This is a genomic window from Streptomyces sp. NPDC044106, from assembly GCF_056433985.1.
On record NZ_JBWKFZ010000009.1, the window covers coordinates 61341 to 84788 of the forward strand.

Genomic DNA, 23448 nt, shown 5'->3' on the forward strand with positions numbered 1-23448 from the left:
ATGGCAAGGTCGATTGTCAGTGGCAGCGCCTACCTTCGAGACATGACTCAGCAGGGGGTGCGCTGGACGGCGGATCAGGTGCTCGCACTGGCTCCTGACGCTCCGTCACGCAAGGCGGGGAGCAAACTCGGCGTTGCCGGCCCATGGTCGGAGGCGGGCAGTACCGACGAGGGGACGGTGTGGGGGCTGTGCAAGGGCAGTGGCAGCAAGCCGTATCAGACGGTCGTCGACCTGGCGGACGCGACGGGCCCGGCGTACAAGTGCAGTTGTCCGAGCCGCAAGTTCCCGTGCAAGCACGCGCTGGGACTGCTGCTGATCTGGGCGGGGGCGGACGGCACGGTTCCGGAGAACGCCGAACCGCCGGCCTGGGCCGGGGAATGGCTGGCCGCACGCTGTAAGAGAACGGAGACCGACCGGAGTTCCGCCCCGGCGCCCACCGCCCCCGCCGACCCGGAGGCGGCACGCAGAAGGGCGGAGAAGCGAGCCGCACGGATCACCGCGGGCGTGACGGAGCTGGAGCAGCGCCTGTCCGACCTGCTCCGCGGCGGCACCGCGTCGGCGGAGCAGGCGGGGTACGGACTGTGGGAGGAGACAGCGGCCCGCATGGTCGACGCCCAGGCCCCGGGGCTGGCAGCGCGGGTAAGGGAGTTGGGGGCCATACCGTCGTCCGGTCCTGGCTGGCCGGTGCGTCTCCTGGAGGAGTGCGCGCTGCTCCACCTCCTCGACCAGGGCTGGCTCCACCGCGACCGGCTGCCGGCCGAGCTGGCCGCGACGGTCCGTTCCCGTGTGGGCCTGCCCGCCCGGCCGGAGAGCCCACCGGTGCGGGACCGCTGGCTGGTCCTCGCGCAGTACGACACGGCGGACAGCAGACTCACCACTCGCCGCATCTGGCTGTACGGCACGGAATCCGGCCGCACCGCGCTCCTCCTCTCCTACGGGGCGGCGGGCCGCGCGCCCGACCTCGCCCTCCCCGTCGGCCTCGCGCTCGACGCCGAGGTGACCGGCTATCCAGGCGCGGGGCAGCTCCGCGCGGACCTGGGCGAACAGTTCACGGCGCCGGCGCCCACCTCGCACCGCCCACCGGGCGTACGGACGGACGAGGCAGCCGCCAGGTACGGCGAGGCATTGCGCGGGGACCCGTGGCTGGACTCGTGGCCGGTCACGCTCTCCGAGGTGATACCGACCCAGGCCGAGGGGGCCTGGCAACTGGCGGACGCCGGAGGCGGCTCGGCGCTGCCGCTGACGCCGTCCGCCCTGTCGAGGCCAAGCCTGTGGCGCCTGGTAGCCGTCTCCGGAGGCGCACCGCTGACCGTGTTCGGCGAGTGCGGTCACCAGGGCTTCACCCCGTTGGCGGCCTGGCCGAAGGAGTCGGAAGGGACGGTGTCGCTGTGCTGAGGGCCTGCCTTTGACCCCCGCCTGCGCCCCGGCGCAGGCACGCTCTCGCCCAGGGCGGACCCTCATGCCACACGAAGCCCCAGGACAGGCAACTCTGAGGAACGCACCCCAGGAGACAGACGGACATGACCACCACACCCGCCGCCCCCGCCCCCCACCCGTCATGGGACGACCTGGTGACAACGGCGCTGCTGGGCACCGACCGGCGCGCCCTTCCGGCCGCACTGCACCCGCCCGGCAAGGAGGCGCCGATCGCCCTCCTGGACGCGGCGGCGGTGCAGACGGTGCGCCGCAGGGCCGGACTGCGCCCGGCTCCGGCCGCCGCCCCGCCCGAACCGGCGGCGGACGACCCGAGGCCACCGGTGCCGTCCGCCGCAAGGCGCAGGCTGGCGACGCTCCTCACCGACCAGCCCGGAACCGGCAGCGGCGGCCGCCGGGGCGCGGCGCCGGACCTGATGGAGCTCCTCCCCCAGTGGCTGGCCCTGGCCAACTCCCGGGGATACGGAGCGCCGCCCGAACTGCTGCCCGCCCTCCTGAACGCGGCACGCGGTCGCACGGACCTCCGCCCCCAGGCCCTCACCTTCGCCGGCCCGCGAGCCCTGTGGCTGGCCCGCCTGAACTCCGACTGGAAGTTCGCACTCCGCGCGACCCCCAGCGGCGGCGTGGCGCTCCCCTCCACCGACGACGAGCTCGAAATCCGCCGGCTCTGGGAGGAGGGCCTCTTCGCCGAGCGCGTCGCCCTCCTCACGGCGCTGCGCGCCCACGACGCCCGTACCGCCCGTGACCTGCTCACCTCCACCTGGTCGACGGAGCGGGCGGAGGACCGTCTGATGTTCCTGGACTCGCTGCGCACCGGCCTGTCGGCGGAGGACGAGCCGTTCCTGGAGCAGGCCCTCACCGACCGCAGTCGCAACGTCCGCTCCACCGCGGCGGAGCTGCTCTCCGCGCTCCCCGGCTCGGCCCTGGCCGGCCGGATGTCCGCACGCGCGGCCTCCTGCGTGGCCCTCGACCACACATCGGACACGCCAACGCTCACCGTCGAGGCCCCGCACGAGTGCGACGCGGGCATGGAGCGGGACGGCGTCACGCCGAAACCCCCCACCGGCCGCGGCGAACGCTCCTGGTGGCTCGGTCAGTTGGTCGACGCGGCCCCGCTCGCCACCTGGCAGCCCCGGCTCGGCAACCGCACGCCCGCCGAGATCGTGGCACTCCCGGTGGCGGACGACTGGCGGAGCGAACTGCACGCGGCCTGGTGCCGTGCGGCGGTACGGCAACGGGACGCGGTCTGGTCCAGAGCGCTGCTCGGCGTCCCCGCGTCTCCCGACGCAGCGGGACCGGGCGCCGTGTCGCTCGCGGAACGCGCCAAACTGCTCGCCTCGCTGCCCGCCGCCGAACGGGCCGACTGGGTGGCCGGCTTCATCGCGGCGCACGGCCTGTCCGAGGCGTTCCAGCTGCTCGGCGTCTGCGCGGTGCCGTGGGCCGGACCACTGGGCCGCGCCGTGGTGGACGCCTTGAACATCGCGCGCGACGCGGGCAGTTACCCCTGGAGCTTCAGCGGAGTGATGGGCCTCGCCGAACGCTGCCTGGACCCGGCGGAGGCGGTCCGCCTGGAAGCGCTGACGGCCGTCCCCGACGAGCCGGAGGACGCGTCACCCGGCGCGGGAAGCTACTGGTCCGAAGCGTTCCAGCGCCTGGTGACCACGCTCCGCCTCCGCGCGGCGATCCACGACGAACTCACCCCGCGACACGAGGCCCCCTAGGGCCTGTCTTTCGGATCTGTCCGGGGTCGGCGCTCCGGTCTGCATCATCTTGGGGCGGCGCGGTCTACCTGCTGCGACTCCACCGCTCCCCCCGGCACCAGGACAGCAAGGGTGCTGCGCGCTTCACGCCGCAGCGTGCCACGCCGCGCAAAGGTCGCAGTCAGGGCGAGGATCGAGACCGTGCCCCCGTAGAACACGGCAGCAATCGTGGAGAGGAGCCCGACCGTCATCGGGCACGCACCTTTCTTCCCCCGCTCGGCCCGCCCGGCTCACAGCCTTGACGGGCGTTGATGCGTTTCCTCTCCACCATACGCGCGACGTCAACTCCCCCTGCGGGCAGGCTACCTGGCCTACCCGGCGAACCTTCGAGGTCACGGCCCTGGCCGACCGGCAAAAGCAGACCCCACCGGCCCGCAGCCGAGAACGGCCCCCGGGGCCAGCAGGTGCACCCCCACCGGCTCGCAGCCGCGAAACCGGCCGGAGGGGACGTGGGGGTATGTGCGAACGGAGCACCGAGCACGCTGTAGCCCCGTTGTTCGTGCAGCGTGACGCAGGGATAACGAGTACGCACATACCCCCGCGGCCCCGCCCCACAGACGCAGAACCGGCGCAGACCCGAGCCCAAACAAACCCGCCCACGCCGCCGCGAGGCCCCGCCTCGGCCGACCCCAAAGCGCCCCCCGCCCAAGCGCAGCCGCCTACGCCCCCGCAGCCTGCCGCACATTCCCCCGGACCCACTCCACGATCGAGGTGGTCGTGGCCCCCGGCGTGAAGATCTCCGCGACACCCTTCTCCTTCAACGGCGCGATGTCCGCCTCCGGGATGATGCCGCCGCCGAAGACCTTGATGTCCTCCGCGTCCCGCTCCTTCAAGAGCTCCAGCACCCGCGCGAACAGGGTGTTGTGCGCACCGGAGAGGATGGAGAGACCGATCGCGTCGGCGTCCTCCTGGATCGCGGTGTCCACCACCTGCTCGGGCGTCTGGTGCAGCCCGGTGTAGATGACCTCCATACCGGCGTCACGCAACGCCCGCGCGATCACCTTGGCCCCGCGATCGTGCCCGTCGAGCCCCGGCTTGGCGACCACCACGCGGATCGGCCCGGCTGCCACACCCATCACTGCCTCCATGTACCGATGTCCGTACCGTCGACCGACAACAGCCGGTCCCGGTACAGATACCCCGCACCGCACCGGCCGGGGAAGTGAACGAACGTTATCTACAGCATCGCTCAAGCGGCAGTTTCACGGTGTGGAGCGAGGGGGAAATCACACGTTGGGACACGTTCGCTGCGCGCCCGTCCGTTGCCCAGGGGCTCACGCTCCGCTTCGGGCCAAGCGCGAGGGGAGCCACATCGAGATCGCCGGACCACCGCGCCGGCAGCCGCACGGCGTGGTGACACCGCACGTCGGCGGGGCAACGGGGGCACGGGGGCACGACTCCGCGGAGCCCGGATCGCCGACGCTCAGCCGACTCCTCGACCGCGACTCCCCCTAGGGCACACGGGGGACAGAGCCGTCCTTCCGTGCGCCAATCGGGAGGTCGACGATGCCGGTCACAGGGGCCCGCCCCTTTCGCCCACTCACCGCCCTGCTGCCGAAACTCCTCGGCCTCGGCCCACCCTCCACACACTCATCCCCCACACGTCCACCCTCCACACGCCCATCCCCCGCACGCCCGTCCCCAGCGAACCCACCCTCCGCACACCCACGCCTCCTCCCCCTCGCGCTCCCCCTCCTCGCGCTCCCCCTCCTGGCACTCCGCCTCCCCGCCCTGCCGACGAAGGTCGCGGGCCTCTCCGTGGCCCTCCTCAAAGCGACGGCTCTGGAGCTGACGATCCTCACGGGCCACCTCCTCCTCTACCCCTCGGGCATCACCCAGGAGCGCAGGGCCGCGCCCGTCCAGCCGCCCCCGGACGCTCCGCGCCTCCCGCCGAACGGCAGGCCGCCGGTCCTTCTCCTGCACGGTTTCATCGACAACCGCTCCGTCTTCGTCCTGCTCCGCCGCGCCCTGTCACAACACGGCGGCCGCCGTGTGGAGTCCCTCAACTACTCGCCGCTGACCTGCGACATCCGCGTCGCCGCCGAGCTGCTCGGCCGGCACATCGAGGAGATCTGCGAGCGCACGGGCCACGCCCGGATCGACGTCGTCGGGCACAGCCTCGGCGGCCTGATCGCCCGCTACTACGCGCAACGGCTCGGCGGGGACGCACGGATCCGCACCCTGGTCACGCTGGGGACACCGCACTCCGGCACCCGCGTCATGCCGCTCGCCGACGCGCACCCGATCGTCCGCCAGATGCGACCGGGCTCCGACGTGATCGAGGAGCTGAGGGAACCGGCGCCCGGCTGTCGCACGCAGTTCGTCAGCTTCTGGAGCGATCTGGACCAGATCATGGATCCGCTGAAATCAGCCTGCGTCGACCACCCCGACCTGACCGCGCAGAACGTCCGGGTAACCGGAATCGGCCATCTCGCACTGCCGGTGCATCCGGCGGTCGCGACCGGCATACGCCAGGCGCTCGACCTGGCGAACCCGGGAGCCGATGCCCGGAGCGCACCGGGCGGGCTGACGGTCGCCTGACCCGCGGAAACATCGAACGCAGATCGAACGCAGGGCCAAGGCTGCGCCCGCAGTCCCCCGAAAGACGGCCGAATGCCCGTTTCCTGAAACCATGAAACCTGCCGAAGATTGTCGTGTCCGTATACCGCCGGGTACAGTCACCGCACTGCTCTGCCCCTGCTGCCGAGGCGAAAGAGAAGTTGGTGAACGACCGTCACCCGTCGGGGAGCTCGACTCCCCCGTCCTCGGCTCCCGGCGCCGACTACGCGCACTACGCGCCGTACGACCAACAGAGCGCCCAGCACGGCGGCTACGACTCGTACTCCGCCGGCGCCTACGACACCGGCACGCTCGACACCGGCACTTTTGACACCGGCACCTTCGCGACCGACCCCCTTTTCGGCGACCTGCCGGGCGACCAGCAGGACACGGGTCAGTGGGCGACCACCACCGGCCCGCAACAGACGCTCACCCACGACGCGTACGCCGCGCAGTACTACGCCGCCACGTACGACGGCGGCGGTCATGGCACGGGCGGTTTCGACACCGGCAGCTACGAAACCGGCAGTTTCGACACCGGCAGTTTCGACACCGCCTCGATGTGGGCGACCGGCGGCCATCGGCAGCTCGCCGACATTCCGTCGCAGCCGGGCCCCGAACCGGCCGGCCAGTGGGACACCGCCGCCTGGGACCAGGGTCCGGGAACCGGCCAGTGGGACACGCAGACCTTCGACACGGGCGCGTACGACGCGACGACGTGGAACTCGGCGGGCGAAGCGCAGGACATGGACCCGTCGTCCGAATCCACGCACCCCGAGGACGCCCCCGAGACCGACCCCAATGCCCGGAGCGCCTCCCCCGACGCGGCCGAGGAGCCCCGGACCCCCGGCCGCCGCGCCTCCCGAGGCAAGGGCAGCGGCACCCCCGGCGCAAACGGAAGCGGAAGCGGAACCGGAGGCGGATCACGCACCCGACGCCGCTCCCCCGCCAAGCGCTCCGCACTCCTCACGGTCGCGGTGCCCTCGGCCTGCGTGATGGGCGTGGCCGGCGTGGCCGCCGCCTCCGTCGGCAACTTCAGCGGGGACGAGACCAAGGACACGACGGCGTCGGCCCCGGACCCCACGTCCGTGCAGCCCTCCGCCGCCAACAACAAGCTGGACACCCAGCTGGCGAACCTCTCGGCGGACGCGGGCGACTTCGCGGACCGCGCGAGCCGCACCCAGGAACGCATCGACCTCAAGGCGCAGAAGGTCGCCGCCCAGAAGAAGGCGGCCGCCGAGGCGGCGCGCAAGGAGCGGCTGCGACCCAAGTTCGTCCTGCCGGTGAAGCAGCACGGCCTGAGCGCGTACTACGGACAGGCGGGCGTCAACTGGATGTCCGCGCACTCCGGCATCGACTTCCCGGTGTCGTACGGCACGGAGGTCCTGGCCGCGACCGACGGCACCGTCTCCACGAAGTGGAACAGCGCCTACGGCAACATGGCGATCGTGACCGCCAAGGACGGCACGGAGACGTGGTACTGCCACCTCTCCACGCACAAGATCTCCAGCGGCCCCGTGAAGGCGGGCGAGCCCATCGCCTTCTCCGGGAACTCCGGCAACTCCACAGGACCGCACCTGCACTTCGAGGTGCGGCCCGGCGGCGGCTCGGCGATCGACCCGCTGCCGTGGCTGCGCAGCCACGGCCTCGACCCGACGTAAGAGCCTGCCCGACAGACCCGCGAGAGCCTGCCCGGCAGACCTCAGAGCCTGTCTCCGAACCGCCCTGCTACAGCTTCTCCACCGGCGCGTACCGCAGCAGCAGACGCTTCGGCTTGGGCTCTCCGAAGTCCACCGTCGCCTCGGCGTTCGCCCCCGTGCCCTTCACTCCGACCACCGTGCCGAGGCCGAACTGGTCGTGCGTGACACGGTCGCCGACGGCCAGCGCGACGACCGGCTTCTCCGAGGCACGGCGCGTGGCGAAGCCCTGTGCGCCCCCGGAACGCGAGCGCGAGGACGACAGCGTCGAGGCGATGCCCCCGGCCGGGCCCGAACCACCGGAGCCGGACGACGCCAGTGCGCCGACGGAACCCGTCCGCTTCCAGTCCAGATGGGCGTCCGGGATCTCTTCGAGGAAGCGCGACGGCGGGTTGTACGACGGCTGGCCCCAGGCGCTGCGCATGGACGACCGGGTCAGGTAGAGCCGTTCCCGCGCGCGCGTGATGCCCACGTAGGCGAGGCGGCGCTCCTCCTCCAACTCCTTGACCTGGCCGAGGGCGCGCATGTGCGGGAACACGCCGTCCTCCATGCCGGTCAGGAACACGACGGGAAATTCGAGGCCCTTGGCGGTGTGCAGGGTCATCAGCGTGATGACTCCGGAGCCGTCGTCCTCCTCGTCGGGGATCTGGTCGGAGTCGGCGACCAGGGCGACACGCTCCAGGAAGTCGGAGAGCGTACCGGCCGGGGCCGCGGCTCCCTCGTCACCCTCCGCCCGGCTGTTCTCCTGCTCGAACTCCAGGGCCACGGCGGCGAGTTCCTGGAGGTTCTCGATGCGTGTCTCGTCCTGCGGGTCGGTGGAGGCCTGCAGTTCGGCGAGGTACCCGGTGCGTTCGAGGACGGCTTCCAGGACGACGGCCGGGCCCGCGCCGGACTCGACGACGGTCCGCAGCTCCTCCATGAGCGTGTTGAACCGCTTGACGGCGTTGGCCGAGCGGGCCGCCATTCCGTACGCCTCGTCGACGCGGCGCAGGGCCTGCGGGAAGGAGATCTTCTCGCGCTGCGAGAGCGCGTCAATCATCGCTTCCGCACGGTCGCCGATGCCCCTCTTCGGTACATTCAGGATGCGGCGCAGCGGGACCGCGTCCTCGGGGTTGGCGAGAACGCGCAGGTAGGCAAGGACATCGCGGACCTCCTTGCGCTCGTAGAAGCGGACTCCGCCGACGACCTTGTAGGGCAGGCCGACGCGGATGAAGATCTCTTCGAAGACACGGGACTGCGCGTTCGTCCGGTAGAAGATCGCCACGTCGCCGGCCTTGGCGTCGCCCGCGTCGGTGAGGCGGTCGATCTCGTCGGCGACGAACTGTGCCTCGTCGTGCTCGGTGTCGGCGACGTATCCGGTGATGCGCGCGCCCGCGCCCTGGTTGGTCCACAGGTTCTTCGGGCGGCGGCTTTCGTTGCGCTCGATGACCGCGTTCGCGGCCGTCAGGATCGTCTGCGTGGAGCGGTAGTTCTGCTCGAGGAGGATCGTCGTCGCGTCGGTGTAATCCTCCTCGAACTGGAGGATGTTGCGGATGGTGGCGCCGCGGAAGGCGTAGATGGACTGGTCCGCGTCGCCCACCACGCACAGCTCGGCGGGGTCGTCGCCCTCGCCTCCGGAGGGGCCGACCAGCTCGCGCACGAGTGCGTACTGCGCGTGGTTGGTGTCCTGGTACTCGTCGACCATGACGTGCCGGAAGCGGCGCCTGTAGTGCTCGGCGACGTCCGGGAAGGCGCGCAGCAGGTGGACCGTCGTCATGATCAGGTCGTCGAAGTCCAGCGCGTTCGCCTCGCGGAGGCGTGACTGGTACATCGCGTAGGCCTGGGCGAGGGTCTTCTCGAAGCCGTCGGCCGCCCGGCCCGCGAAGTCCTCCTCGTCGATCAACTCGTTCTTGAGGTTCGAGATCTTGGCGCTGAAGGACTTCGGCGGGAACTTCTTCGGGTCGAGGTCGAGGTCGCGGCAGACCAGGGCCATCAGCCGCTTGGAGTCCGCGGCGTCATAGATCGAGAAGGAGGACGTGAAGCCCAGCTTCTTGTACTCGCGGCGCAGGATGCGGACGCAGGCGCTGTGGAAGGTCGACACCCACATCGCGTTCGCCCGCGGGCCCACGAGCTGCTCGACGCGTTCCTTCATCTCGCCCGCGGCCTTGTTCGTGAAGGTGATCGCGAGGATCTGGCCGGGGTGCACACCGCGCTCGGCGAGCAGGTACGCGATGCGGTGGGTCAGTACGCGGGTCTTGCCGGAACCGGCACCGGCGACGATGAGCAGCGGGGATCCTGCGTGCACGACGGCCGCGCGCTGGTTCTCGTTCAGCCCGTCGAGGAGCGTCGCCGGGTCGATGACCGGGCGCGGGGCGCCGTCGCGGTAGTGCGCGTCCCGGGTCATGGGCGCGTCGAACTTCCCGTCGAACAGATCGTCCGGAATGGGCTCCGGGGCGCTGTCCTCGGGGGGCGGCGGGGGCGCTTCGTCCGCGGCCCGGGAAGGCTGCAGGTCCGCCAGGAAGCTGTCGTCAAAGAGGCTGCTCATCGCCTACCGAGTCTAGGCGGCCCCACTGACAACCCGCTGCGGGTTCCGGTCACCTCACACCTCGCCTACCCCCCGCCTCCGGACGGTCACGCTCCGCATGCGCTTCGCATCTGTGCAGCATGACCGCGTCAAGGCCGTGAAAAGTCACGAAAATGTATCGGGCATATCGAACATCAACCTTCACAGCGGCCACACGAGTTGGCTAGCGTGCTGCCCGGGCCGCTCGTCCCCCACCGGCGAACCCGCCGGGAACGGGTGGCCTCCGCCGAGTCCGACCCGTTCGGAGCCGGGGACCCACCGAAAACTTGGGGTGAATCGGTCCCGTACGCAGTACGGGACCGTAGGGCAACCTTCCGTACCATCCGCCCGAACCCGACAGCTAACCCGGTAGGCGGTCTACGGAAGGAGTCGCCTCCCTTGGCGTCGCACCGCAAGCCGCGGACCCGCTCGACCGGCCTACGCACGGCCCCCGCCCTCGGCATCACGACGGCGGCCCTCACCTCCGTCGCCCTCCTGTCGCAGAGCGCTCAGGCAGCGCCCTCCCCGCCGGCGAAGCCCACCCTCGAAGAGGTCCAGAAGAAGGTCGACGAGCTCTACCAGCAGGCCGGTGTGGCCACCCAGAAGTACAACTCGGCCAAGGAACACACCGACAAGCAGCGCAAGCGGGTCGACCGGCTGCTCGACGACGTGGCCAGGCGCACCGACAGGCTGAACGACGCCCGCAAGGAGCTCGGCTCGTTCGCCGCCGCGCAGTACCGCACCGGCGCCGTCTCCGGGACGGCCACGATGATGCTCGCCGACGACCCGCAGGGCTACTTCGACCAGAACCACCTGGCGGACCGGCTGACCACACGCCAGAAGAAGGCGGTCGACGACTACCAGACGCAGCAGGCGTCGGCGACCAGGCAGCGCGCGAAGGCCGCGAAGAGCCTCGAGACCCTGAGCGATGCGCGGGACGACCTGAAGACGAGCAAGCAGACCGTCCAGAAGAAGCTGGGCGACGCGCGCGAACTCCTGTCGAAGCTGACGGCGGAGGAGAAGGCGCGGCTCGCGGAGATCGAGCGGAAGAAGAAGCAGGAGGCCAAGCGCAAGGCCGAGAAGCTGGCGCGCCAGCAGGCGGCCGAGGCGGAGCGCAAGCGCAAGGCGGAGGCCGCCCAGGGGGAGAAGGAACGCGAGGAGGGCCAGGGCTCCGGTTCCGGTTCGGACGCGGGCAGCGGCTCCGGCTCGGGTTCCGGTGCGGGCTCAGGCAGTACCGACGGCGGCTACGCCACCAAGGCCGCCAAAGTGATCGCCTTCGCGCAGGCCCAGATCGGCAAGCCGTACGTCTGGGGCGCCACCGGCCCGGACTCCTACGACTGCTCCGGACTCACCCAGGACGCGTGGAAGGCCGCCGGAATCTCCCTGCCGCGCACCACCTGGGACCAGGTGAAGGTCGGCACGACTGTGAAGACCGCCGACGCCAAACCCGGTGACCTGGTCTTCTTCTACGACGACATCAGCCACGTGGGGATCTACATCGGCAACGGCAAGATGATCCACGCCCCCAAGCCGGGCGCGAACGTCCGCGTCGAGTCGATCTACTACATGCCGATCCACAGCGTGGTGCGCCCCGCGTAACGGCGCCGGGCCGCCCCACGGCATCCCGCCCGACGGCACCCCTCGCAACGGAAAGCACCCGCTACGCGCGCGTGGCCCGCATCCCCGGAGGGTGCGGGCCACGCGCGCGTAGCGGCGGAAACGCGTAAACGCATAGAGGCGGAAACCCTACGTCCACAGCACCGCGATGAAGATGTTCGCGATGGTCAGCAGGCCGACCGCGCCGAACACGCTCTTGTCGACCTTCTCCTCGTCCCGCTTCACATAGACCAGCGCGAGGATCACGATCAGCAGGCCCAGCTTGATGCCGATCTTGACGTTGTTGACCGGGTTGTCGTCCGCCTGGTTGAGGCCCACCAGGACCACACCGGTCAGGAGCATGACGAGCGCACCGTGCAGCATCGCGAAGTTGAAACGGGCGACACCCTGGCCCATCTGCTTCATCTGGGTCAGGAAACCACCCAGGAGCGAGGCGATGCCGATGATGTGCAGGCCGACGAAGAGATGGATGAGTAGGTCCATGAGGCCGGAGCCTAGCCGGGGCGTCCGGCGCTCCCGATAACCGCCCCTGTACCACTACTCCGCGACAGGCACACCGCAATCGAGCCATCGGTCACAGCCACACCCGAAGCGACAACTACCCCGCGAGCGACCCGGTCACGGGCGGTCACTGGGCCGCCCGCTTCCGCCACTTGCGCGCAATCCGTCACCAACCCGTGACGGTCAGGTTTAGCGTCCTTCCTCAGGTGACCGGCTCCCCAACGCCGTCCGGTCCGGGACGGCCGTCGGTCACCACCGCCGAGAAACCCGGCGGCGGCCTGCTCCCCCTGTGCGGGTCGCCGCCGGACACGTAAGGAGCCCCTCTTCGTGGCAGCGCACCGCAAGCCCAGACAGCGCTCGCTCAGCGGCAGCACAGTCCGTACCGCCGCCACCCTCGCCCTCGCGGGAGCCGCCTCGGCCACCGCCTTCGACGGCACGGGGCACGCGGACCCGCAGCTCAGCCCCACCGAGGTGAAGTCCAAGGTCGACGCGCTCTACCGCGAGGCGGAGACGGCGACCGAGAAGTACAACGGCGCGAAGGAGAAGGCCGAAAAGGCCGAAAAATCGCTCGGCGAGCTGCGCGACGAGGCGGCCCGCACGACAGAGAAGCTCAACACCGCCCGCAACAGCCTCGGTTCGTACGCCGCCGCGCAGTACCGCGCAGGTGGCATCGACCCCTCCGTCCAACTCGTGCTCTCCTCCGACCCGGCCCAGTTCCTGGACCGCGCGTCACTCGCCGACCGGGCCGGCAGTCGGCAGGCCGTGGCCCTTCGCGACGTACGCGAACAGCTCCAGGAGCTGCGCCAGCTGCGCGGCGAGGCCGACGACCGCCTGGCCGGCCTCCGCGCCCGCCAGGCGGAGCTGAGGAAGCACAAGAAGACGATCACCGGCAGGCTCGGCGAGGCCAAGCGGCTGCTTTCCCGGCTCACCGCCGACCAGCGCGCCGAACTCACGGACCCCGAGAACGACCCCGCAACCGCCCCCGCCACCGGCCGCGCCACCCGCTCGAGCACCCGCCACGCCCTTCTGGGCGCCTCTCCGGGCCCCTCCAAGGCACCCAACGCCCGTGCCGCCTCCGCGGTCTCCTACGCGTACAAGGCGATCGGCAGCCCGTACGTCTGGGGCGCCACGGGCCCGAACGCCTTCGACTGCTCCGGCCTCACCCAGGCCGCGTACCGCTCCGCGGGCGTCGCACTCCCGCGCACCACCTACGCCCAGATCGCCTCGGGCAAGCGCGTCTCCCGCTCCGAACTGCGCCCCGGCGACCTGGTGTTCTTCTACTCCGGCATCAGCCACGTCGGCCTCTACGTCGGCAACGGCCAGATGATCCACGCCCCCAACCCGAGCGCTCCGGTACGACTCGCGCCGATCGACCAGATGCCGTTCGCGGGAGCCACGCGCGTGGCATGAGCCTCCCACCGCCACCGCCACCGCCACCGCCGCCACCGCCACCGCCACCGCCACCGGCGACGGGTCCACGCAACCGGCCCCCGGCGATCAGGAAACACCGCCGCCAGTAATGTCACGCACATGCCTAGCCGTACGCTGCCTCCGCCCCCGCCACCCGTGTACCTACGCACCTGGCCGGACCGGCAGACGCTGCTCACCGACCGCGGCATGGCCCTCATGGAACTGCGGAGGCGGCACCTCGGGGTGGGACGTCTGCTGCTGTGGTGGCTGTGCGGTCTCGGCTGCGCCATCGGCTGGGCGCTGCTGATCCTGCCGTTCCGGATGCTCGCGGGCGACGACACCTCGGGCTTCCTCCTGGGCCCGGTACTCTCGGTCCTCGGCCTGGCGGTGCTGGCCCCCGCGGTGACCGGCGCCGTCCTCTCCATCCGCCACGACCGGCGCATCCGCCACCTCACCGACGCCTGGTTCACCCTGGACAGCCACCCGCTGTCCGACGCCCGGCTGCGCTCCCCCGGCCTCAGCCTCCTCTGGCTCCTGTCCTCCCTCGCGGTGTGCACGCTCGGCCTCTGGTCGTCCTTCACGGCCGCCGCGTACGCCGAACCGGGCCGCGACACCTACGCCGACGTCGTCCTCGGCATGGGCGCCGGCCTCGTCCTGTGGCTGACGGGCCTGCTCGGCGCAGCGAAGGCCGTCGGCCACTACCGGTGGGCGCTGCGAAACCTGGGCCCGGCGGCGCCCAGGTCCACCGCCACACACCGCTAAGACCCTCACCGGCCGACTGGCCGCGCCGCGACGGGGCCGGTCAGACCAGTCGTCGCGCCGTCGCCCATCGCGTCAGCTCATGACGGTTGGACAGCTGCAACTTCCTCAGCACCGCCGACACATGCGACTCCACCGTCTTCACGGAGATGAAGAGCTGCTTGGCGATCTCCTTGTAGGCATACCCGCGCGCGATGAGCCGCAGAACCTCCCGCTCGCGCTGGGTGAGGCGGTCCAGGTCCTCGTCGACCGGGGGCGCGTCGGTGGAGGCGAAGGCGTCCAGGACGAATCCGGCGAGACGCGGCGAGAACACCGCGTCGCCGTCCTGCACCCGGAAGATCGAGTCGACCAGGTCGGTGCCGGTGATGGTCTTGGTGACATAGCCGCGGGCGCCGCCCCGGATGACGCCGATGACGTCCTCGGCGGCGTCGGAGACCGAGAGCGCGAGGAAGCGCACCGGGTTCTCCGCTGCGGACATCAACGGCGCGCAGCGGCGCAGCACTTCCACGCCGCCGCCGCCCGGGAGGTGCACGTCCAGGAGGACGACCTCCGGCCGGGTGGCCGTGATGACCGTGACCGCCTGATCGACGTCGGCGGCCTCGCCGACCACCTCGACGCCGGTGATGTCGGTACGGCCGATCTCGGCCTGCACTCCCGTACGGAACATCCGGTGGTCGTCGACCAGGACGACTCGCACACGACGCCCGTCCGCACCGCCGCCCTCGTCCGAACCGGTCGGCTCCATGGGCCCGTTCGCCCCGGTCGCGTCGCTCATGTCGTCGCCGTCCTCTCCATCTCCAGCTCGACTTCCGTACCGCCGCCCGGCACCATGCGCAGCCGCGCCGTGCCGCCGTTGCGCTGCATGCGGCCGATGATTGATTCTCGTACGCCCATGCGATCGTCCGGCACGGAGTCCAGATCGAAGCCGGGGCCGCGGTCCCGGACGGACACGAACACCGTCTCCCCCTCGACTTCGGCGAAGACCTGCACGGCACCGCCCTCGCCACCGTACTTGGCGGCGTTCACCATCGCTTCCCTCGCGGCCTGCATCTGTGCGGTCAGCCCCTCGTCGAGCGGGCAGTCGCCGACCACGACGACCTCGATGGGGACGCCGTGCTTGTCCTCGACCTCTGCGGCGCTGCGGCGGACCGCCTCGGCGAGGGTGTCGGGCTCCTCGTCCTCGTCCTTGCCGGTGCCCTCCGGTTTGTAGAGCCAGGCCCGCAGGTCGCGCTCCTGGGCGCGGGCGAGGCGGCGCACCTCGCCCGCGCTCTCCGCGTTGCGCTGGATCAGGGTCAGGGTGTGCAGTACGGAGTCGTGCACATGGGCGGCGACCTCGGCTCTCTCCTGGGCGCGGATGCGCATCAGCCGCTCCTCGGAGAGGTCCTGCATCATGCGGACGAGATAGGGGCCTGCGAGCAGCGCGACGCCGACGAGCACGGCGAGCGAGGCCTGCAGTACGGCGCCCAGATGTGCGGCGGAGCCCTGGAGCACGAAGATGCCGGAGACTCCGGCGCCGACCAGAAGCACTCCGGCCGCCGACCGGGCGAGGGTCAGGATGCGTCTGCGGCGGCCGACGGCCATCCAACGGGCCCTGCGGGCATTGTCGGCCTGCCGCCAGACGAGGGCGACACCGGCGGCGACGAGCAGGGTCGGGATGACATAGGCCCTGGTCGAGCCGTCGAGGTCCACATTGCCGACGAAGACCATGGCGACGACGACCATCGCGAGGAGCGCGACGAGCTGTCCCTTGTCGGGCTTGCGGGCCACGAGTCTGCGGCGGCCGTCCGCCGAAGTCTCGCTCGTGACGGCCGCGGGCGGGCGATCGGCGTCCACGCCGCCGATACCGAGCGGGACGAAGAACCAGAACGCCGCATACAGCAGAGCGCCGAGGCCGTCGGCCGTGAACAGGCCGACGAAGATCAGCCTGACCCATACGACGGGCAGCCCGAGGTGCCCTGCCAGGCCCCGCGCGACCCCGCCCAGCCAGCGTCCGTCACCGCTGCGGTAGAGCTTGCGCAGCGGTCGGGCGTCGTCGAGGGGCGGTGCGGCGGCTTCCGGCATGTCATCGATATTCACACATGAGCACGGCGGTGAGCATCAGGGTCGATCCCCGAGACTTCCCTGATCTCAACCCCTGCGCCGGCCCTGTCAGGGGTGCGGCCCGAAAAGTCTCAGGGGCGATATCAGGGTTCGTCCAGGGTCCTCCCGACTGCCGCGGCGGGCCGTCGGCCGTCACCATGGACGCATGACAGATCAGCAGCCCGCCGAGACGGAGACCGAGGCCGCCCTCCGCGATGCCCTGCGCACCGCGCACGGCGAGCCGGGTGGTCCCGCGAGCAGTCGAGCGGGCAGTCACGCGGCGGACCTGCCCGCGGTGGAGCGGAAGTTCCGCCGCGACCGCCGGCAGAAGAAGATCGGCGGCGTGTGTGCCGGACTGGGCCGGCAGTGCGACATGGACCCGGTGATCTTCCGTATCGGCCTTGCCGTGCTCGCGATCACCAGCGGCCTCGGCCTGGTTTTCTACGGCTTCGCGTGGCTCTTCGTGCCGGACAAGGACGAGGAGGAGAACGAGGCGCGCAGGCTCCTCTCCGGCCGGGTCGACGGCCAGGCCCTGACCGCCGTGCTCTTCGCGCTCGTCGGCTGCGGCGTATTTCTCACTCTGTTGAAAAACGGCGGGGCGCTGACCTTCGCCGCCGTCCTCGCCCTGCTCCTCGCGGGCGCGGGGTACTGGTCGCAGCAGCGCGACACCCTCGACACCGACCCGGTGGCGGCACAGGCGGCGGCGGACGCCCCGCCCGAGGCGAAGGCGCCACCTGTCGCCGGAAGCCCCTCGTGGTGGCGCGACCCCATAGTCAAGGACGGCACGCACGACGGAATGACCGGCTACTTCTGGGGCCCGGACACCCTCCCAGGCCTCGAGGTCCGGTACGGGGTGGCGGGCCACCGGGGCAGGCCCCGCAAAGCGACCGAGGCCGTCCCCGCTCCCCCGCCGAAGCCCCGCGGGCCACGGTGGATCGGCGGCTGGGTGTTCCTGTCCGCACTCCTCGCGGGCGGCCTCGGCACTGGCCTGACCTGGGAGGAGCAGCCGCTCGGTACGACGCTGCAGACCGGCCTCGCGTGCGCGCTGGCGGTGTTCGGCCTCGGGATCGCGATCAGTGCCTTCCTCGGGCGCACGGGCGCGGGATCGATCGTGCTCGCCGTGGTCACCGCCGGGCTGCTCGCGGGCTCGGCGGCCCTGCCGAAGAACATCACCACGCATTACGCCCGCACGGACTGGATACCGGCCGCGGCCACGGACGTCCGGCCTCGGTACGAGGTGGGGCTGGGCCGGGGCACGCTCGACCTGAGCAGGATCGAGATCGGCAGGGGCAGGACGCTGACGACCGGCGCCGAGGTCGGCGCGGGTGACCTGAGGGTGATCGTGCCGAAGGACGTCACGGTGCGGCTGAACGCGGAAGTGGGCGTCGGCGACATCGTGTTGCCGGACGACAAGAGCAAGGACCTGGACATCGCTCCGGGCCGCGAGAAGAAGGTGACGCTGCGGCCGCCCTCGGGCAGCAAGGACGGCGGAACAATCGATCTGCACCTCGAAGTCGGCATCGGACAAGCGAAGGTGACCCGTGCTACGTCATGAATTCCACCCCGGCAAGCTGGTGGCAGGCCTCTTCCTGCTGGCCGTCGCCGTCGTGTACGCGGGTGATGCGGGCGGTGCCTGGGACGCACCGTGGTTCGTCGCTCTGCCACTCGTGATGGCCGGCCTGTTTCTCGCGGGCGTGGCGGCGGCTGTCCACGGGATACGCCCGAGGGGCGCCGCCCGCGGAGGCGAGCGCGTCCGGGGCGCCAAGGCGTCGGGGGACTAGGACCCGGAGTCGGAGTCGCGGGCAGGGCCAGGGTCGGAGGTCCTTCCGCGGCGGGCGGCGAGCAGGGCGTCGACCGAGTAGACCGAGGCCCCGGCGAGCACCAGCGGCAGCCATGCCATCAGGTACGCCAGGTCGTTGCCGTAGTAGTAGGGCTCCTCGTGCCAGCTCATGGTCAGCCAGAGGCTGAGGGAGATGAGCGCACCGCCGAGCGCGGCGACCCGGGCGAAGAGTCCGATCAGTGTGCCGATGCCGACGGCCAGTTCACCGAGGGCGATGGCGTAGCCGAAGCCGACGGGGCTCTTCAGGGCCAGATCGACGAGAGAGGGGATGGCGGAGATGTCGCGGATGCCCTCCATTTGTGCGCCGATCGAGCCCGCGCCGCTCGCCTGCAGGAAGGTGCTGTCGGTGAGTTTGTCCAGGCCGGCGTAGATGAAGGTGATGCCCAGGAAGATCCGCAGGGGGAGCAGGGCGTAGCGGGAGGCGGCTGCCCGCCACGTATCGCGCCTGAGGTGGCCGGTGGGGCCGACGTGGCTGGTGTGACTGTTCGTCCGTATGCCGTGTGCCATGGCACTCCGCCTCTCGCGTTGTCCCGTCTCTGACGATACGTACGCGGCAGAGTCGCTGCTCATCGGCGGGCGGCGTGTTCCACACCATCGATCCGAAAAGCCCGGGGGAGTTCTGATGTGTGTTGAGGCAGGACAGGAAAGGCGAGGTCAGGGCAGGGTCGATGGGCCGGTGGGTCAGTCCGTGACGTCGATGGTGACGCGGTTCGTCTCCACGCCCGCGGCTGTGACGACCTGGACGTCGACGCGGCCGGGTTCGACGTCGACCGGGACGGGGACGGTCAGCACCGCGTCGCTCGGGTTGGCGAAGCCGCCGGGCACGGGGACGAGTGGCACGTGGACGTGGACGGTGCCGATGCGGACGACGGTGCGGGCGAGCCGGTCCGCTTCCCCGGCGCCCGGCGGTACGAATCCCGCGCCGCGGATCTCGATGTCGTCGCCCGTGCGGATGGGGGCGTCGAGGTCGCCCGCCTCCCTGGCGCGGACGACGGAGAGGATCACGGGACGGCCGCCCTCGGCGTATTTCCCGGCCAGGTATGTCGCGGCCGAGACCAGCACGAGTACGGCGAGGCCCCACGGCAGGTCGGGCAGCTGCCCGGGGCGCCGGGCGAGGCGTACGGCGGCGAAGACCATGGCGACGGCGCTGACCAGGACGTACTGCGTGTCGGTGAAGCTGCCGCGGCCCGCGTCGTCGGTGAGCGGGTCGGCGGCCCGCGGCCGGTCCGCGCGCACCTTCTGCAGGCGCTGGCCGAGCACCCGCAGACTGACGATCCTGCGCACCAGGACGGCCACCGCGCACGCCACGGCGAGGACGGTCACCGTTCCGGCGGCGCGGGCGAGTTCCAGGCCGGCGATCAGTTCGTCGCGGTCCCGATGCCCCGAGGCGGCGGCAAGTTCGCCCGCGAGGACGAGGACCGCGAAGACGACGAAGAGCACCCAGCAGGCGGCCACGGCACGCGAGGTCGAGAGCCGGTTGTCCTCGCCGATCACCGGCGCGAGGACACCGCCGCGGGCCCGGTGCGCGTACGCCGCGCACGTCAGCAGCCCGCCCGTCAGCAGGGCCGCCAAGAGCCCGGCCGTGCGGGCGGACGTCCAGCCGAAGCCGATCGCGGTGAGCGCCTGGACCAGGAGCAGGACCGCGAAGGAGCCCCAGACCACGCCGAGTGTGCGCGTCCACAGCCGCCGCAGCCAGGCCTCGCCCTCGGCCCTGGAGCGCTCGGCGACGTCGCGTGCGGACTGTGTGAGCTCGTCCGAGACCCACTGCCGTGAGGCGCCCGCCGAGTGGGCGACGGCCGCGGGCAGTCCCTGGCCGGCCGCGTACTCGTCCCGCTTGGCGACGAACACGGACACGGCGCGCCGGTGCCCCTCGCGCGCGCCGTGCGGACAGCCGCCGCACGTGCAGCCGCCCCCGTGCGCGCCCTGTCCCGCCTCCTGCACCGCCACCGTGTACGCCGCCTTCCCCACCCACGAAGCCCTCGGGGCTCCTCACGAACTTCCTTGCAGAGAAGGGGAATTGTGCCGTACTGAAGGGCGAACGAATCGCCGGGGTCAGGTCAGCGGGGGTGAAAGGCCGGGGCCTGCGTTGACGTCCGGGTCAGGCCAGCAGATCCGGCTCGCTGCGGCTGATGTCCTGCCACAGCGACTGGTAGTTGATCCACGCCACCAGGTCGCTGCCGAGTTGCTCGCGGGTCTGCACCGCCTGCTTGTGGCCGATCAGCACGGGCCGTCCGGCGGCCCGTGCGCTCAGCTGGACCTGGCAGGAGCGTTCCATGGAGATGAACCACCAGGCGGCGGCGTCGACGGAGTCCCCGACCGTGAGCAGACCGTGGTTGCGCAGGACGACCGCCTTGTGACCGCCGAGCGCGGACGCGATCCTGCGACCCTCCTCCGCGTCCACGACGACGCCCGTGTAGCCGTCGTACAGCGCGTGGCTCTCGTAGAAGGCGCAGGCCTCCTGCGTGATGGGGTCCAGGAGTTCGCCGAGCGTGGAGAGCGCGCGGCCGTGCAGCGAGTGGCAGTGCGCGACGGCGACCACGTCGGGCCGCGCCAGATGAGCCTGGGCGTGGACGGTGAAAGCGGCCTGGTTGACGTGGTGGCGCCCCTCGACCACCTGCCCTTCGGCATTGGCGAGGACGAGGTCGCCGACGGTGACGTGCTTGAAGGGCACGCCGAAGGGGTTCACCCAGAAGCAGTCGGTGTACTCGGGGTCGCGCGCGGTGATGTGTCCGGAGACGCCGTCCTCATAACCGAGCCTGCCGAAGATCCGCAGCGCCCCGGCGAGCCGCTCCTTGCGGTGCCGGCGTTCGTCCGCCACGGAATCGTGGACGGGCGGCATCGCGAACTGCAACCGCTCGACGGGTATCGGTGTGGGCGCCTGCATGTGTCCTCCATCCCTGGCTGTACGAGGCGGAAGGTACCGGTGGTGCGTACAGGAGAACAGGGGGGCGGCTCACGCAAAGGCGACAGGGGATGTCGGGTATCGGCGCCACACTCGGCGCATGACCTTCAACACCCGGAGCACGACGTTCAACTGGGCCGCGTTCACCGCGGCGGAGCCGGACCTCGCCGAGACAGTGGAGCAGCGCTTCGCCGCGTTTACCCATCATGTCCTCGCGACGCTCCGCAAGGACGGTTCCGCGCGCACCACCGGGATCGAAGTCCGGTTCCGCGCCGGGGAGTTGTGGTTCGGGATGATGCCGAACTCCTTCAAGGCGCTCGACCTGCGCCGCGACCCGCGGTTCGCACTGCAGGCGAATCCGGGGCCCGGCGCGGAGATGGCGGGCGGCGACGTCCGGATCGCGGGCCGCGCGATCGAGGTGCGGGACCGGGAGACCGTCGCGCGCTACGTGGAGGCGGTGAATCCGCCGGACCCGGACGCGTTCCACCTCTTCCGTACCGAAATGGCGGAGGTGGTCCGCACGTACATCGAGGACGGGACGTACCTGGCGGTGCGGTTGTGGAAGCCGGGCATGCCGTCGCGTGTCACCAGGCGGAGCTGACAGGGCGGGCAAGCGGACGGCGCCGCCCACAGGTCTGTGGACGGCGCCGGCTCAAGCGTGCGGGGAGGCGGTCACTCCCACTCGATGGTGCCCGGCGGCTTCGACGTCACGTCGAGCACCACGCGGTTCACGTCGGCGACCTCGTTGGTGATGCGCGTCGAGATCTTCGCGAGGACGTCGTACGGCATGCGGGTCCAGTCGGCCGTCATGGCGTCCTCGGACGAGACGGGGCGCAGGACGATGGGGTGGCCGTAGGTGCGGCCGTCGCCCTGGACGCCGACGCTGCGGACGTCGGCGAGCAGCACGACAGGGCACTGCCAGATGTCCCGGTCGAGACCGGCCGCCGTCAGCTCCTCACGGGCGATGGCGTCGGCCTCGCGCAGCAGGTCGAGGCGGTCCTTGGTGACCTCGCCGACGATGCGGATGCCGAGGCCGGGGCCGGGGAACGGCTGGCGCTGGACGATCTCTTCCGGCAGGCCGAGCTCGGCGCCGACCATCCGGACCTCGTCCTTGAACAGCTTGCGCAGCGGCTCGATGAGCTGGAACTCGAGGTCCTCGGGGAGTCCGCCCACATTGTGGTGCGACTTGATGTTGGCGGTGCCGGAGCCGCCGCCGGACTCGACCACGTCGGGGTAGAGCGTGCCCTGCACCAGGAACTCCACCGGCTGGTCGCCGGGGGCCTCGGCGATGATCTCCGCCTGGGCCTGCTCGAAGACGCGGATGAACTCGCGCCCGATGATCTTCCGCTTCTCCTCGGGGTCGGAGACCCCGGCGAGCGCGGCGAGGAACCGCTCCTGGGCGTCGACGACCTTCAGCTGGACACCGGTCGCGGCGACGAAGTCCTTCTCGACCTGCTCGGTCTCGTCCTTGCGCATCAGGCCGTGGTCGACGTAGACACAGGTCAGCTGCGAGCCGATGGCCTTCTGGACGAGGGCAGCGGCGACGGCGGAGTCCACGCCGCCGGACAGGCCGCAGATCGCACGCTTGGTGCCGACCTGCTCGCGGATCGCGGCGACCTGCTCGTCGATGACGTTGCCGGTCGTCCAGTTCGGCGTGAGGCCGGCGCCGCGGTAGAGGAAGTGCTCGAGGACCTGCTGGCCGTGCGTGGAGTGCATCACCTCGGGGTGGTACTGCACGCCGTACAGCTTCTTCTCGTCGTCCTCGAAGGCCGCGACCGGCACGACGTCCGTGGACGCCGTGACCGTGAAGCCCTCGGGCGCCGCGCTGCACGCGTCGCCGTGCGACATCCACACGGACTGCTCGGTCGGGGTGCCCTCGAAGAGGGTGGACCCGGCCTTGGAGACGGCCAGCGGCGTGCGGCCGTACTCCCGGGCGCCGGTGTTGTCGACGGTGCCGCCGAGGGTCGTCGCCATCAGCTGGAAGCCGTAGCACATGCCGAAGACGGGGACGCCTGCCTCGAAGAGCTGGCGGTCGACGGTGGGCGCGTTCTCCGCGTACACCGACGAGGGGCCGCCGGACAGGATGATCGCCGCGGGCTTCTTGGCGAGCATCTCGGAGACGGGCATCGTGCCCGGCACGATCTCGCTGTAGACGCGGGCCTCACGGACGCGACGGGCGATGAGCTGGGCGTACTGCGCTCCGAAGTCGACGACCAGAACGGTGTCGGGAGCGGCGGCAGCGGGGGGCGCTGATGGCACGGCGGCGGCCTTCCGGCGTTGAGCTTGAGCGGTGCGTGAGCAGAGGCTCGTGCGTGAGCAGGGGGTCTGTGTTTGTCGATTCTACCGGG

The 23448-nt window shown here is 71.1% G+C and carries 20 protein-coding genes and 1 riboswitch; of the genes, 10 read left to right on the forward strand and 10 right to left on the reverse strand.

Annotation, left to right across the window (positions count from 1 at the left end):
• Positions 1 to 42: 42 nt before the first annotated feature.
• Positions 43 to 1395, forward strand: a complete 1353-nt coding sequence (locus AC07DI_RS17530; protein ID WP_478905144.1) for an SWIM zinc finger family protein — start codon at positions 43 to 45, stop codon at positions 1393 to 1395.
• Positions 1396 to 1520: 125 nt separating this feature from the next.
• Positions 1521 to 3155, forward strand: coding sequence for a DUF5691 domain-containing protein (locus tag AC07DI_RS17535; protein ID WP_478905145.1), 1635 nt, complete (start codon positions 1521 to 1523; stop codon positions 3153 to 3155).
• Between the two features lie 44 nt (positions 3156 to 3199).
• Here the strand turns inward: AC07DI_RS17535 and AC07DI_RS17540 are convergent, their stop codons facing one another.
• Positions 3200 to 3385 (reverse strand): hypothetical protein, encoded by a 186-nt coding sequence (locus tag AC07DI_RS17540; RefSeq protein ID WP_478905146.1) that lies wholly within the window; start codon positions 3383 to 3385, stop codon positions 3200 to 3202.
• Positions 3386 to 3853: 468 nt separating this feature from the next.
• A complete protein-coding gene (locus tag AC07DI_RS17545; RefSeq protein ID WP_384250266.1) occupies positions 3854 to 4270 on the reverse strand; it encodes a coenzyme B12-dependent isobutyryl CoA mutase small subunit in 417 nt (138 codons plus the stop codon).
• Positions 4271 to 4904: 634 nt separating this feature from the next.
• Here AC07DI_RS17545 and AC07DI_RS17550 point away from each other — a divergent pair.
• Together AC07DI_RS17550 and AC07DI_RS17555 are read left to right on the forward strand one after the other, a co-directional pair.
• Complete coding sequence (locus AC07DI_RS17550; protein ID WP_478905299.1) at positions 4905 to 5735, forward strand: lipase family alpha/beta hydrolase; 831 nt, start codon at positions 4905 to 4907, stop codon at positions 5733 to 5735.
• A gap of 182 nt (positions 5736 to 5917) precedes the next feature.
• On the forward strand, positions 5918 to 7414 hold the full coding sequence (locus AC07DI_RS17555; RefSeq protein WP_478905147.1) for a M23 family metallopeptidase: 1497 nt from the start codon (positions 5918 to 5920) through the stop codon (positions 7412 to 7414).
• Positions 7415 to 7481: 67 nt separating this feature from the next.
• Here AC07DI_RS17555 and pcrA read toward each other — a convergent pair whose 3' ends face one another.
• Positions 7482 to 9974, reverse strand: coding sequence for a DNA helicase PcrA (pcrA, locus tag AC07DI_RS17560; RefSeq protein WP_384250274.1), 2493 nt, complete (start codon positions 9972 to 9974; stop codon positions 7482 to 7484).
• A 253-nt stretch (positions 9975 to 10227) separates the two neighbouring features.
• Positions 10228 to 10383, forward strand: a riboswitch (cyclic di-AMP (ydaO/yuaA leader).
• 8 nt (positions 10384 to 10391) lie between these two features.
• On the opposite strand from pcrA, the gene AC07DI_RS17565 reads away from it, so the two are divergent.
• Positions 10392 to 11591 (forward strand): C40 family peptidase, encoded by a 1200-nt coding sequence (locus tag AC07DI_RS17565; protein WP_478905148.1) that lies wholly within the window; start codon positions 10392 to 10394, stop codon positions 11589 to 11591.
• A gap of 147 nt (positions 11592 to 11738) precedes the next feature.
• On the opposite strand, the gene AC07DI_RS17570 is transcribed toward AC07DI_RS17565, so the two are convergent.
• Complete coding sequence (locus AC07DI_RS17570) at positions 11739 to 12092, reverse strand: hypothetical protein (protein WP_384250279.1); 354 nt, start codon at positions 12090 to 12092, stop codon at positions 11739 to 11741.
• A 345-nt stretch (positions 12093 to 12437) separates the two neighbouring features.
• Between AC07DI_RS17570 and AC07DI_RS17575 the strand changes: the two genes are divergently transcribed.
• Positions 12438 to 13520: a C40 family peptidase gene (locus AC07DI_RS17575; RefSeq protein ID WP_478905149.1), complete on the forward strand. Its 1083-nt coding sequence runs from the start codon at positions 12438 to 12440 to the stop codon at positions 13518 to 13520.
• 120 nt (positions 13521 to 13640) lie between these two features.
• Positions 13641 to 14282: a hypothetical protein gene (locus AC07DI_RS17580; RefSeq protein ID WP_478905150.1), complete on the forward strand. Its 642-nt coding sequence runs from the start codon at positions 13641 to 13643 to the stop codon at positions 14280 to 14282.
• A 40-nt stretch (positions 14283 to 14322) separates the two neighbouring features.
• Here the strand turns inward: AC07DI_RS17580 and AC07DI_RS17585 are convergent, their stop codons facing one another.
• Positions 14323 to 15054, reverse strand: a complete 732-nt coding sequence (locus tag AC07DI_RS17585; RefSeq protein ID WP_384250286.1) for a LuxR C-terminal-related transcriptional regulator — start codon at positions 15052 to 15054, stop codon at positions 14323 to 14325.
• Positions 15051 to 16340, reverse strand: a complete 1290-nt coding sequence (locus AC07DI_RS17590; protein WP_478905151.1) for a PspC domain-containing protein — start codon at positions 16338 to 16340, stop codon at positions 15051 to 15053. The genes AC07DI_RS17585 and AC07DI_RS17590 overlap by 4 nt, the downstream gene beginning before the upstream one ends.
• 184 nt (positions 16341 to 16524) lie before the next feature.
• Between AC07DI_RS17590 and AC07DI_RS17595 the strand changes: the two genes are divergently transcribed.
• Together AC07DI_RS17595 and AC07DI_RS17600 are read left to right on the forward strand one after the other, a co-directional pair.
• Positions 16525 to 17913 carry a PspC domain-containing protein gene (locus AC07DI_RS17595; RefSeq protein WP_478905152.1) on the forward strand — a complete coding sequence of 463 codons (1389 nt, stop codon included), beginning with the start codon at positions 16525 to 16527 and terminating at the stop codon, positions 17911 to 17913.
• The gene (locus AC07DI_RS17600; protein WP_384250296.1) at positions 17900 to 18139 is read left to right on the forward strand and encodes a hypothetical protein; all 240 of its coding nucleotides are present in this window, start codon (positions 17900 to 17902) and stop codon (positions 18137 to 18139) included. Before AC07DI_RS17595 ends, AC07DI_RS17600 begins: the two co-directional genes overlap by 14 nt.
• Here AC07DI_RS17600 and AC07DI_RS17605 read toward each other — a convergent pair.
• The 3 genes from AC07DI_RS17605 to AC07DI_RS17615 all read right to left on the reverse strand — a co-directional run bounded on the left by AC07DI_RS17605 (position 18136) and on the right by AC07DI_RS17615 (position 21082).
• Positions 18136 to 18705: a DoxX family protein gene (locus AC07DI_RS17605; protein ID WP_478905153.1), complete on the reverse strand. Its 570-nt coding sequence runs from the start codon at positions 18703 to 18705 to the stop codon at positions 18136 to 18138. The genes AC07DI_RS17600 and AC07DI_RS17605 overlap by 4 nt on opposite strands.
• A gap of 174 nt (positions 18706 to 18879) precedes the next feature.
• Positions 18880 to 20145, reverse strand: a complete 1266-nt coding sequence (locus AC07DI_RS17610) for a hypothetical protein (RefSeq protein ID WP_478905300.1) — start codon at positions 20143 to 20145, stop codon at positions 18880 to 18882.
• Positions 20146 to 20296: 151 nt separating this feature from the next.
• Positions 20297 to 21082, reverse strand: coding sequence for a class II aldolase/adducin family protein (locus tag AC07DI_RS17615; protein WP_478905154.1), 786 nt, complete (start codon positions 21080 to 21082; stop codon positions 20297 to 20299).
• Positions 21083 to 21200: 118 nt separating this feature from the next.
• Between AC07DI_RS17615 and AC07DI_RS17620 the strand changes: the two genes are divergently transcribed.
• Positions 21201 to 21701 carry a pyridoxamine 5'-phosphate oxidase family protein gene (locus AC07DI_RS17620; protein ID WP_478905155.1) on the forward strand — a complete coding sequence of 167 codons (501 nt, stop codon included), beginning with the start codon at positions 21201 to 21203 and terminating at the stop codon, positions 21699 to 21701.
• A 71-nt stretch (positions 21702 to 21772) separates the two neighbouring features.
• Here the strand turns inward: AC07DI_RS17620 and guaA are convergent, their stop codons facing one another.
• Positions 21773 to 23359, reverse strand: coding sequence for a glutamine-hydrolyzing GMP synthase (guaA, locus tag AC07DI_RS17625; RefSeq protein WP_478905156.1), 1587 nt, complete (start codon positions 23357 to 23359; stop codon positions 21773 to 21775).
• Positions 23360 to 23448 lie beyond the last annotated feature (89 nt).